This window comes from Aequorivita capsosiphonis DSM 23843 (genome assembly GCF_000429125.1).
Classification (GTDB): Bacteria; Bacteroidota; Bacteroidia; order Flavobacteriales; family Flavobacteriaceae; genus Aequorivita; species Aequorivita capsosiphonis.
Genome location: NZ_AUBG01000001.1, coordinates 268,534 through 280,358, shown reverse-complemented (window position 1 = coordinate 280,358; position 11,825 = coordinate 268,534). Strand labels below are relative to the sequence as shown.

The 11,825-nt window shown below is 36.9% G+C and carries 13 protein-coding genes; 12 read left to right on the top strand and 1 reads right to left on the bottom strand.

Going from position 1 to position 11,825, the window contains the following annotated elements; all coding sequences use genetic code 11:
* Positions 1 to 83 precede the first annotated feature (83 nt).
* Positions 84 to 353, bottom strand: coding sequence for a heavy-metal-associated domain-containing protein (locus G440_RS0101445; RefSeq protein WP_026449665.1), 270 nt, complete (start codon positions 351 to 353; stop codon positions 84 to 86).
* A gap of 296 nt (positions 354 to 649) precedes the next feature.
* Between G440_RS0101445 and G440_RS0101440 the strand changes: the two genes are divergently transcribed.
* The 12 genes from G440_RS0101440 (at position 650) to G440_RS0101385 (ending at position 11,783) form a co-directional block, all read left to right on the top strand.
* The gene (locus G440_RS0101440; protein ID WP_026449664.1) at positions 650 to 1,555 is read left to right on the top strand and encodes a cation diffusion facilitator family transporter; all 906 of its coding nucleotides are present in this window, start codon (positions 650 to 652) and stop codon (positions 1,553 to 1,555) included.
* Between the two features lie 283 nt (positions 1,556 to 1,838).
* Positions 1,839 to 2,822, top strand: coding sequence for a helix-turn-helix domain-containing protein (locus G440_RS20515; protein WP_051285069.1), 984 nt, complete (start codon positions 1,839 to 1,841; stop codon positions 2,820 to 2,822).
* A gap of 102 nt (positions 2,823 to 2,924) precedes the next feature.
* Positions 2,925 to 3,347: a hypothetical protein gene (locus tag G440_RS0101430; protein ID WP_026449663.1), complete on the top strand. Its 423-nt coding sequence runs from the start codon at positions 2,925 to 2,927 to the stop codon at positions 3,345 to 3,347.
* Between the two features lie 511 nt (positions 3,348 to 3,858).
* Entirely contained in the window at positions 3,859 to 4,785 is a 927-nt protein-coding gene (coxB, locus tag G440_RS0101425) for a cytochrome c oxidase subunit II (protein ID WP_026449662.1), read from the top strand.
* Positions 4,782 to 6,437 (top strand): cytochrome c oxidase subunit I, encoded by a 1,656-nt coding sequence (gene ctaD / locus G440_RS0101420; protein WP_026449661.1) that lies wholly within the window; start codon positions 4,782 to 4,784, stop codon positions 6,435 to 6,437. Before coxB ends, ctaD begins: the two co-directional genes overlap by 4 nt.
* A gap of 36 nt (positions 6,438 to 6,473) precedes the next feature.
* Complete coding sequence (locus G440_RS0101415) at positions 6,474 to 7,025, top strand: cytochrome c oxidase subunit 3 (protein ID WP_034258754.1); 552 nt, start codon at positions 6,474 to 6,476, stop codon at positions 7,023 to 7,025.
* Positions 7,022 to 7,915, top strand: coding sequence for a cytochrome c oxidase assembly protein (locus G440_RS0101410; RefSeq protein WP_026449659.1), 894 nt, complete (start codon positions 7,022 to 7,024; stop codon positions 7,913 to 7,915). Before G440_RS0101415 ends, G440_RS0101410 begins: the two co-directional genes overlap by 4 nt.
* Complete coding sequence (locus G440_RS0101405) at positions 7,893 to 8,111, top strand: hypothetical protein (protein ID WP_026449658.1); 219 nt, start codon at positions 7,893 to 7,895, stop codon at positions 8,109 to 8,111. Before G440_RS0101410 ends, G440_RS0101405 begins: the two co-directional genes overlap by 23 nt.
* 46 nt (positions 8,112 to 8,157) lie before the next feature.
* Positions 8,158 to 8,625, top strand: coding sequence for a QcrA and Rieske domain-containing protein (locus G440_RS0101400; RefSeq protein WP_211228186.1), 468 nt, complete (start codon positions 8,158 to 8,160; stop codon positions 8,623 to 8,625).
* Complete coding sequence (locus tag G440_RS0101395; RefSeq protein WP_026449656.1) at positions 8,622 to 10,058, top strand: cytochrome b N-terminal domain-containing protein; 1,437 nt, start codon at positions 8,622 to 8,624, stop codon at positions 10,056 to 10,058. The genes G440_RS0101400 and G440_RS0101395 overlap by 4 nt, the downstream gene beginning before the upstream one ends.
* On the top strand, positions 10,045 to 10,410 hold the full coding sequence (locus G440_RS0101390) for a protease inhibitor I42 family protein (RefSeq protein WP_026449655.1): 366 nt from the start codon (positions 10,045 to 10,047) through the stop codon (positions 10,408 to 10,410). Before G440_RS0101395 ends, G440_RS0101390 begins: the two co-directional genes overlap by 14 nt.
* A gap of 281 nt (positions 10,411 to 10,691) precedes the next feature.
* Positions 10,692 to 11,783: a tellurite resistance/C4-dicarboxylate transporter family protein gene (locus tag G440_RS0101385; protein WP_051285067.1), complete on the top strand. Its 1,092-nt coding sequence runs from the start codon at positions 10,692 to 10,694 to the stop codon at positions 11,781 to 11,783.
* The last annotated feature ends 42 nt before the right edge of the window (positions 11,784 to 11,825 follow it).

Below are 11,825 nucleotides of genomic sequence, written 5' to 3'. Positions count from 1 at the left end.
AGCTTTACATAAATTCTAAACAGTGATATAAATCATCTATTGAGGATGATTCATGTTTATTTATGAGAATGTAATCCAATAATCTATTTTGAAAGTTTCCCGGTAGCGCAGCTTACGAAAGATTTTGCCTGTGAAGTGAGCGAATTTGAATCTTCTATGCATGGATAGCCTAAACTTTTCAATTTTTCTTTCACTTTTAAAGAATTATTTGGGGTTAAAGATTGAAAAGATACGGCGCTCTCAGACACATCGACTTTTACCTCAGAAATATTTTGAATGGACGATAGGTTATTAGTAATAGTATTTGCGCAACCTCTGCACTTTAGGTTATGTATTATAAATATAGTTTTCATCGCTTTATAAAATTTGGTTTTTCAAAAATACAAGCTCCATTAGCGATATGCTGTAACATAAGTTACACATCCATTCTATTCGAGTAAATTTTTCAATTCCTTTTAAGTTAGACTTTTTACGGGTTTTCTTAATTTGACTACTTTTATAAAGCTTGCGAGCTATTTTTTTATCTTTATAGAACATTCGATTTCCGATTGAATGATTAATTTTCGTAAACACCGTTCTGAAACTTAAAAGGCTAGGCTTTTATTTTATTCAGAATGATTTTAAGAATATTTGAAATGCCGAAACTAAAATGAAACATAAATCGAACATAGCTATATACGGCGCCATTACGGCGAATGTTCTGATTGCTATCAGTAAATTTATAGCGGCTTTTTTTACAGGGAGTTCCGCTATGTTTGCAGAAGGAATCCATTCCATTGTAGATACTGGGAATGGATTTTTGTTACTTTTTGGAATTAAAAAGGGAAAACGCGCTTCCGATAAAACCCATGTTTTCGGTTATGGAATGGAAACTTATTTCTGGAGTTTTATTGTGAGTCTTCTTATTTTTGCTTTTGGTGGAGGTTTCGCCATTTATGAAGGGGTACATTCCATACAAAACCCGGAAATAATTAAAGAACCCATTTGGAATTATTGTGTTCTTGGCGCTGCGGTATTATTTGAAGGTTCGTCACTTATTATTGCTATCCGCAGTTTTAAAAAACTGAACCCAAAGGGAAATCTTTTTAAAAACATGATAAAGAGTAAGGACCCTGCAAATTTTGTAATAATCTTAGAGGATTCGGCCGCCGTCACGGGTCTTATTATAGCTTTCTTAGGCGTTTTTATCTCTATCCATTTTCAATACGAATATGCAGATGGAGCGGCTTCCATTCTTATTGGGGTTGTATTATTGGTCGTGGCCATTTTCTTGGCAAGAGAAACTAAAGGCCTGCTATTAGGCGAAAGTGCAACGCCAGAGGTTTTAAACAAATTAGAAGCTATTTTAGACTCAGATCATGATATTTTGGACTATGGATATCCTAAAACAAATCATTTTGGTCCTGACGCCATTTTAGTAATTCTCGAGATCGTTTTTAGGGAAAATCTATTGCTAGAAGAGGCAGAAAACAAAATTGCGGCTTTAAGTAATGAAATTAAGGAAAAGTGTCCCAAGGTTTCTCAGGTATATATTCAAATAATTAGAAAAGCTTAAGGTTTTCCTCACTTAATATTTATTCTTTCATCTTAAAAAAAGACTTCAATAATGTCACGTATGTGAAGTTCCGTTTTTCTTTATTTAAATCCTTTGGAAATTATTAACAAACTCAAAGATCTGATTAGATAGAAGATAGGTTAAATCTGCTATTTATCCAATTTAAGGAGTATTCCTTTTTTTAACGTTATTTAATTTTTAAATTTATATTTCATACCTACATGTTTTCACTTTATATCGAAAATTTGCAAAAGCCTTGTAATTAACAAAAAACTTATTGGTTATGGAACAATCAAAGCCAGACTCAATTTCAAAACCACAACAATCTTTTCCTTTAAAAGAACATTATCTACTCTTAAAAGAGGAAGCTGAAAGAAATCAGAAACTGAACGAGTTTCCGAACGGATTCTGTTATCAGGAATATTCAATTAATACGAAACTACAGGAACATATTAAGATAAGTCAGATAAGCAAGGAAGGCTTCTACTTTATCTATTGTTGGAAAGGGGTTTTGTCAATAAAAGCAAATGCAACTGCTGAGGTGATTTTGCCGTTCCAAAGTGCTATTGTCTATAATAAATCTTCAGACGATGTTTTAATTGGTTTGGACCAGCATTCGGTGAATCAATTTTGTGTTATTTCTTTTGGGAAACCGAAAGAGAAGGCTTTAACTGCTAAAAATTTGTTCTATGATAAATTCAAGAACTCCTACTGTAGCCAGGTCACAAAATCTAACTATATATATATTGGTCGACCTTATTTAAAATTGCTTGAAAAGATAAATAGTTTATCCCGAATGTCTAAGGATGACGTAGCTTGTGAACTCATTATGCAAGGTTTGATTTTGCAAATTTTGGGACTTAAAATGGAGCAAGTATTAAATGCTTTTTCTAATGAGCATCAAGATTATGGAGTGCTTACCCAAACTGAAATTAATCGGGTGCAAACAGTTTCTGATTTCATTCGTGAAAATCCTTCATTAAATTATTCAATTGAATTTCTATGTAGCGAAACTCGACTTTCACCAGCAAAACTTCAGGAAGGCTTTAAGAAAATACACGATAGAACGGTCATTGATTATATTCGTAACGTTCGCTTAGAAAAAGCCATGGAACTAATTAAAACCACGGACCTAAATATCTCTGAGATTGTTTACAGTATTGGATTGACCAGTAGAAGCTATTTTTCAAAAATCTTCAAGAATAAATACAAATGTTGCCCGAAATCTTTTCAGGAACAAATCCGCGGAATAGCGGGGGAGAAATAATTTTTTTTTTGAGTTAATATTTTGTGTTATCGAAAACGCTTTCAATAGAAAATTTCTATAATTTGGTTTTATAAAATTTAGACCCAATAATTGAAAGAACCTATGAAAACTTTAAAAATCGCTTTTATGACCTTGGGAATCGTTGCCTTTGTTTCGTGTAACGACACTAGTAAAAAGAAGGTAGAAAGCAATACCTATGCTGCCGAAACCCCGGATAATAATATGGATAATCTGGCCGATGATAATTTGGTTGGTGATAATACCACTATCAATGATGAATATCTAACTCTAAATACCGAAACTATGCACGGTATGTACAAGTATTTAGATATGGACCAAGAGCAGATAATCAATTTTGAAAACGATTATAATAAGAAGATAAAGGATATGGGGAAGAACAACAATATTTCTCAAATAGATAATGAAAAATTGCAGCAGCAGCGAGGTTTAAGCTTAAAACCAGTGCTATCTCCAGAGCAGTATAAGAAATATGAACAATGGCAAAAAGAGTATCCAAGTTTTTAGTTTTACCATAATCTGATTTTAGAAAAGAGGCTCCGGCCTCTTTTTTTATGCGTATTTAGGTTTATTCCTTTTTGGGGTCTGATTTCCAGAAGCTTTGCCTCGAGGTAGTTTATATATGCTTTGGTACATTTCTTTAAAAGCGAAAAACTTAAGACAGAATTAAGTTAAAAGGCTAAAAATATATTTTAATGAACTAAAAGCTATTTCAGTCTTTTTTTAAATTAGTGAAGGCTTTTAATAGAAGGTATAAGCATTCAGAAAATTGGACAACTCATCATCTCCGCATTGAAGAACATTCATTTTGCGAAAGAGGGGCAAAACCCATTATTCTCAATATGGTCCAAATGCATGAAGCCGTTTGGGAACGAGGCAATCATTGCTATCTGGTGTCACATTTAGAGCTGACATCAAATTGATAGTTTTTCAAAATAAACATTCCTTATTAAACAGAGTACTTATCCTCCGTTCCCATTGGTTTTCTTAAGTGGATAAAAATTTAACTTAATAGATAATGACGCTCACTTTTTCTTTGGAAACAACCAATGTTGAATTGATCAATAATCTTTTCATCTATTTTCTTGTGGTGGCAGCCATTATTTTTTTTCTAGTAGTGTTTTATATCTTTTATTATTTATATAAATACAATTCAGAAAAAAGGCCTGATTTACCTGAGCAAAGGGAAGGAAGCGTCAAGGTTGAGATTTTTTTAACATCACTGGCCACGACCATTACAGCGGTTTTCGTTTATTTGACCATTTCTACAATGGGGAAAGTGCAGAACATTCCTGAAAATCCGGAGCCATTTCTACAGATTACGGGCCATCAATGGTGGTGGGAGGCTAAATATCCGAATAGTGGCGTAACTACCGCAAATCAAATCCATATTCCGGTAGGAAAAAAAGTCTTGTTGCAGCTTAACTCAGCAGATGTAATCCATAGTTGGTGGGTGCCAGAGTTAGGGCGAAAAATGGATATGATTCCCGGCAACACAAATTATATGTGGCTTTACGCCGATAAGGAAGGAGAGTACTTAGGCACTTGTAGTGAATTCTGCGGCCAAGCCCACGCCCGTATGCGCATTAGGGTTACCGCTCAAAATCCGAAAGATTTCGAGGCTTGGCAAACCCAACAATTGAAACCCGTGGCAACAAGTGAAAATTCGAATTTTATAGAAGGAAAAAGGCTATTTGAACAGAAAACCTGCACTAATTGTCACGCTATCAATGGAACTCCATATCAAGCCAACATCGGTCCAAATTTGACACATTTTGCTAGTAGAAAACGTTTTTTGGCCGATATGAAAATAAACAATAAAGAAAACTTAAAAGAATGGCTGGAGGATCCGCAAAAAGTAAAATCTGGAGCGCACATGCCTAATTTTATTTTCTCAAAAAAAGAACTGAATGCACTGGTTACCTATATCCACAACCTGAAATGAGCCTGTACATTAAAATGCCTGAAGAAAACGAACCGCTTCCAAGCTTAAAAAGAGCTAGGGGGAAGTTGCTTTGGATTTCCTCTGTAGATCACAAGCAGTTGGGGATCATGTATCTATGGCTGGCACTCTTTTTCTTTATTATTGGGGGGTTACAGGCCATGATTATTCGAGCACAATTGTCTTGGCCGGAGAATCATCTCGTTTCCCCTGAAATGTACAGCCAGATTTTTACTATGCATGGCACCACTATGATTTTTTTGGTGCTGATGCCTGCCTTGATCGGTTTGGGAACTTACTTGATTCCCTTGATGATTGGCGCCAACGATATGGCTTTTCCCCGATTGAATGCCTTTAGTTTTTGGATGACCTGTATGGGCGGTGTTTTGCTTTATTTCAGCTTTCTGGCCGGCGGAGGACCAAAGGCCGGATGGTTCAACTATCCTCCCTTGAGCGAGATGAATTATACATCCACGGCTGGAGTAGATTACTATTTGGTGGGCTTGATATTGACAGGGATTGGCAGTATTGGCGCAGCGCTTAATTTTGTAACTACGGTGCTTTGCATGCGTTCGCCAGAGATGAAACTGAACATGCTTCCACTGTTTGTGTGGATGATGTTTGTAAATGCCTTCTTAATGCTGGCAGCATTTCCATTATTGAATTCGGGGCTTTTCTTAAATTTATTGGACCGTCAGTTCGATGCCCATTTCTTTATACCGTCTTCAGGAGGTTCAGCCCTTTTATGGCAACACTTTTTTTGGGCGTTTGGACATCCCGAAGTATATATTTTGGCACTCCCAGCCTTTGGAATAATTTCTGAAGTAATCCCCGTTTTTTCCAGAAGGCCCATTTTTGGATATAAATTCGTAGCCGCATCAACGGTTGCCATTGCGCTGCTTTCGTATAGTGTTTGGGCGCACCATATGTTTACGGTCGGGCTTTCAAACGCGGTAAACAGTTTTTTCGCCATAAGCAGTATGTTGATAGGAATTCCAACGGGTCTAAAAGTAATCAATTGGATAGGAACCATGTACAAGGGAAGTATTCGATTAACAATTCCTATGTTTTTTGCAATAGCGTTTTTAATCGATTTTACGCTTGGAGGATTGAGCGGTATTTCCTTCGCCATTGTTCCTATTGATTGGCAATTAACCGATACGTATTATTTGGTTGCCCATATTCATTATGTGTTTTTAGGTGGAAGTCTCTTCGGAATTTTTGCAGGAATCTATTATTGGTTTCCGAAGATTAGTGGTAGAAAATTATCAAAAAGATTGGGCAAATGGCATTTTTGGCTGTTTGTAATTGGGTTTAATCTGACCTTCTTTTTACAACATATTTTAGGGATGATTGGTATGCCAAGACGTATTTATACCTACCCAGATTTGCCGTACTGGAAGGTGTTGAATCTATTCTCGTCAATTGGAGCCTTTTTTATGTTTACGGGAATGGCGGTTTTCTTTTGGAATATATACACCACTTTAAAGAAACCTAGAACAGTTACTTCCAATCCTTGGAATGCGTGGACTTTGGAGTGGGCGGTGCCCTCTCCACCAAACCTTAAAAATTTTGTTGAAATACCACCCGTGCACAGCCGAAGACCATTATGGGATTTGGATCATCCCGATAAGCCAGATAAAAGACTGAATTGAAATAGTTGGTAGTTGAATCGAAATCAATTGAAAGAAATGAAAAACAAAGGAAAAATAGTGATGTTGCTTTTGATTGCTTCTGAAGCGTTCTTTTTTATGGCGCTCATTATTGCTTATGTCTATTACAGAAATTTCACAAATGCCACAGATACCGTTGCAAAAAATCTTGATGTGGTAAAAACAGGAATTTTCACCTTGTTTTTGATTGCGAGTAGTTTCACTCTGATTTTCAGCAAGAAAGCTTTGCTAAACGAAAAATATGTGCTGTATAAAATCTTGATGGCAACTACCATTTTGTTTGGAATTGTATTCATCATTGGTCAGGTGAACGAATATATGGGGCTCTATAAAAAACAGATTACGCTGAGCCAGGATATTTTTGGTTCCAGCTTTTTTACACTAACCGGTTTTCACGGACTCCACGTGATTTTGGGCATTATCGCCTTGTCAATTTTGTTTGGTATTTCCTTTGGAAAGTTAAAAATCGTAAGCATTTCCGCGATTCAGGGTGTTGATATTTATTGGCATTTTGTGGACGTGGTCTGGTTGTTTGTGTTTTATTTCGTTTATATAAATCCTTTGTTATGAATGTTTTAAATTATTTTTTAGATGCCTCACATTGGTCACTTCCGTGGCTGATAGGGCTTGGTTTGGTATTTATAGGATACCTATTGTTACTTAGGACAGCAATACTTCAGAAGGTCTCCTTTTTTTCGGCCTTGCTGTTTATTTATATCACGATTGGTTCGCCCGTTTCCCAACTAAATAATTTTGGGCTGCACAGTGTAATCATGCTACAACAGTTTTTTATTTTGATGTTGGTTCCCGTACTTATACTTAAATCCTTGCCTTCCGAACTATTTAAAGAAACTCGGCTGGCTTCATTTAATTTTTCTAAAAACCCCAGTTATGCCATTGTAGCTTTTTGGATAATTGGCGCTATTGCGATGTGGGGCGGACATCTTTTAAGCGCGGCCATTCTTTCCTCAAAAACAGGAGTTGCAATATGTGGGATCGTAGTTAGCAAAGGAAGTTGGATAACCCACATTCCAGGTATCCTCATTATGGGCTTGGTTTTATGGGCTGGTTTAATTTTTTCATTTCCTATTTTTCATCCAGATTCTTCCAAACGCTTGGCACCTGTTGCAAGCGTCATTTACCTGTTTACGGCCTGTTTAAGTTGTTCTCTTTTGGGATTGTATGTGGCATTTTCGGCTTCGGCAGCTTCTGCGGCGGAGGCAGTTCCCTTTTTTACCACCCTGCGAAATCCCATTCCTTTATCTGTCCGTACCGATCAAGAAATTGCAGGAATGATAATGTGGGTTCCAGGCTGTATTTTCTACGTAGTGCTGTCAATGGGGATTTTGCTTCGATGGTATAACGATCCAATAACAGAAACTGAAAAGAATCCTGAAACCATAAAAACTTCAACAATTCCGAAAAAAACGATTCAATATGGAAACACAGAACAAATATAAAGCACAACCAGAGCGACTGCCCAAACCAACTTATTGGCCCTTCTTTTTGGCCTTCGGCTTGGTCTGCATCTTTTGGGGAATTTTAACCACCTGGATTATCACAGGAATGGGAATAGTAATTTTTGCCGTAGCCCTGAGCGGATGGATAATGGATATTTATAAAGAATTACTAAAGGACGATAAAGATGGGCTGTGAATGTGAGAAAAACGAAACAAAGGAAACCCTTAGCCGAAGAAATTTTTTGTCGAAATTTTCAGTTGGAATAGGTGCTTTAATAGGAGCTGTATTAGCGTTTCCTTTAATAATAGCTATGCTTGACCCAGTAACTAGAAACACTGGGAAAAAATGGAGGCAAATCGGTTTAGCTTCCAATTTTGAAGTGGGAAAAACCCAACTGGTAACCTTTAAGAATGCCTCGCCTTACAAATGGAGCGGTAAGATTGCACAATCTGCCGCATATATACGTAGAGTGGAAAATGACGAGTTTGTTGCCTTTTCGGTGAACTGTAGCCATTTGGGGTGTCCTGTGCGTTGGGAAGAGAAACCGGAATTATTTATGTGTCCGTGCCATGGCGGAGTTTATTATAAAGATGGGTCAAGAGCTGCAGGACCACCACCAAGAGGATTATATAAATATCCAGTCAGGATTTCTGGGGAACACTTGGAAATTCAAACGGATGCAATTCCAATAACGGATATAACAGCGTGAAAAAACAATTAATTAAAATATGGCAATGGATAGATGACAGAGGAGGAGTCAGTGATTTACTGAAACCCTTGAAAACCCATCTGGTGCCACCCAATGTAAAATGGAATTACGTTTGGGGAAGTGCTACGCTATTTTGTTTATTGGTACAGATAGTTACTGGGATCTCTTTGGGCTTTTTATACCAACCTTCAGCAGATGTTGCTTATCAATCCCTTCAATATATTGAAAATGATGCGGTTTTAGGAAGTTTTATTCGTGGGCTTCACAATTGGGGCGCCTCGGCAATGATTTTCTTAATGGGTTTGCACTTGATACGGGTTTATATAAATGCCGCCTATAAATATCCGAGGGAAATGAGTTGGATAACGGGGGTTTTATTAATGGGCCTAACTATCATTATGGCCTTTACAGGCCAACTATTGCGATGGGACAACAATGGAGTTTGGTCTGCAGTGGTTGCTGCCGAACAAATAGGCAGAATTCCGATTTTTGGAGATTCTATTTCCTATTTCCTTTTAGGTGGTAAAACCATAAACGGGGAAACGCTGAATCGCTTTTTTTCTATGCACGTTTTTCTTTTTCCGGCCATTCTTTTTATGATTGTGAGCTATCACGTGTACTTGGTGTTTAAAAACGGTATCTCCGAACCTCCAAAAGCTGGTAGGTTGTTAAATCCAAAAACATATAGAAAATGGTACCAAGATTTATTGGATAAAAAAGGAGTTCCATTTTTCCCAGATGCGATATGGAGGGATGCTATTTTTAGTTTATTTGTATTAGTGGTTTTATTGATCTTGGCCTTTTTTGTTGGAGCGCCGGCACTTACATCGCCGCCAGATCTTACCAATGTGCAAGCCAATCCTAAACCAGATTGGTATTTTACCTGGATCTTTGCAATATTTGCTTTAATGCCGCGTCAACTGGAGTCTTACGTTATGTTTTTAGCTCCTTTGATTGGTGGAATTTTCTTGTTTTCCATTCCATTTTTGTCCAATAAAGGGGAACGCAGCCCATTGCGACGACCGTGGGCGATTGCGGGAGTGGTTTTAGTGATTTTAGCGATCGGAAGTCTTTGGTATGTAGGTCACCAAGCGCCGTGGCATCCACGGTTTAACGCGAAGCCATTGTCTGAGTATAGTGCGGTGCCAAAAGCATCAGAAAAAGTAAAAAAGGGAATCGAGCTCTATAATACCGAGGGATGTCTGTATTGTCATAAAATTGGCGATCAGGGAGGCATCCGTGGACCCGAACTTACCGACGTACAAAATAGGCTTACTAAGGAAGAAATGATTATTCGAATTGTAAACGGCTCCGAAAATATGCCTGCTTATGGAGGTTCTTTAAGTAAGGAAGAATTGGAGAATATTGTAGCTTTTCTTCTTCAGGATTCAAAAAGTAAGAATTATAAATCTAAAAATAATGTCGAAAATTAGAAAGTACTTGGTATTGATTAGTTTCTTGGTTTTTACTGGCTGTGCAGGACCTTACACCTATAAAGACAGTGGCTCAAGTGTTGAATTGAGTGTGAATGATACTTTTGAAATTGTCTTAAAAGGCGAATCGGAATCTAAATACTCGTGGCAATTGGTCAAACCAAATTCCTTTGTAGAACTAGTATCGGCAGCTTTACAAAAAACCAAAGGAAACGAAATTGAATATACTTTCAAGTTTAGAGCCTCTGGGCAGGGAAAGGAAACTTTATCCCTCATATATTCCGACGGTATGGAAGTGGAAAACACCTTTGAACTTCTTGTGGTAATAGGAACTCTCGGGCCAATATTATGAGAGTCAAAATGCTCTTTTTGATCCTTTGCGCCAAAGCTACGATGCTGTTTTTTGAGTGCAGCGTTTCTTCCCATTAAGAAACTCAAAATTGACTTAGGACGGTAAGACGTAGGATATAAGACGAAATAGCGCTTAAATCTTTGTTCTTTAACAAAAATTAATTCTGTTATATGTCTTATGCCATCCTGCCGTAAGATGACGACTTTGCTCTAAGTCATATTAGAACATTAGCTGCTTTTGCCGATATGCATTAAATAATTCGAATTGATTTAAAATAAGTTATGAAATTTTCCTTTGCCAAAAATAAATCACAAACAACTCCGGATGACTCTCGCGTAAAGTCAAATCCTTTCCATGAGACGATTGCTTTTTTTCCGCCGGGTTATTTTTCTCTTGTTATGGCAACTGGGATTGTATCCATAGCAGCTCATTTTTTTGAATACCAAATATTTGCTAAAACCACATTATATATTAACCTTGTTTCATTTATTATACTTTCCGCAATATTGATAATTCGATTGTTGTTTTTCAAAAGAGAAGTTATCAATGACTTTTATAAAAATAACAGAAATATGGGGTTCCTCTCCATTCCCGCTGCTTGTTGCATTATGGGGTCTCAATTTGTACTGATCGTAACTAATGATTCTGTTGGAATCTTCTTTTTTGTGATAGGCTTGATATCTTGGGTATTTCTTATCTATACTTTGTTTGCAATTATTATTGAAGAAGCACATAAACCTTCATTAAAGGGTGTAAATGGCTCTTGGCTACTCATTATTGTATCCACACAATCCCTTTTTGTTTTAAGTGTACTTTTAGTAGACAACTTTCCCAAGGAAATCAATACAATCCTTTTTTTCTCCTTTATTCTCTTTTTGTGTGGTTGTATGTTTTATATCATTATTATAACCTTGGTTTTTTATAGACTTATTTTTTTAAAGGTCAAAGCAGATCAACTTAAGGCGAACTATTGGATCAGTATGGGGGCAGATGCTATATCGGTTCTGGCGGGTTCGATGCTTATTCAGAATGCCGAAAAATCATCTTTCTTGCCGGATGTGCTTTCATTTCTAAAGGGCTTCACTTCACTTTTTTGGGCCATCGGGACGTGGTGGATACCGTTGATAATTGTATTGGGTATTTGGCGGCATATAGTAAAAAAAATTCCCTTAAAATATACTTTCCAATATTGGACTCTGGTTTTTCCCTTGGGTATGTATGCTGTTTGTACATTAAAGTTATCCCAGATAATAGGACTGTCTTTATTAAATGGGATTGGTTCGGTGTTCGTGATTATTGCCATAGCATCTTGGACCATTGTTTTTCTGAGCATGTTGTATGCGATGATCAAATATTTTTTAAGGACTTTATAAGAAGTTCATTCTGCACTTCAGAATAATTTTGAAGATTACGAA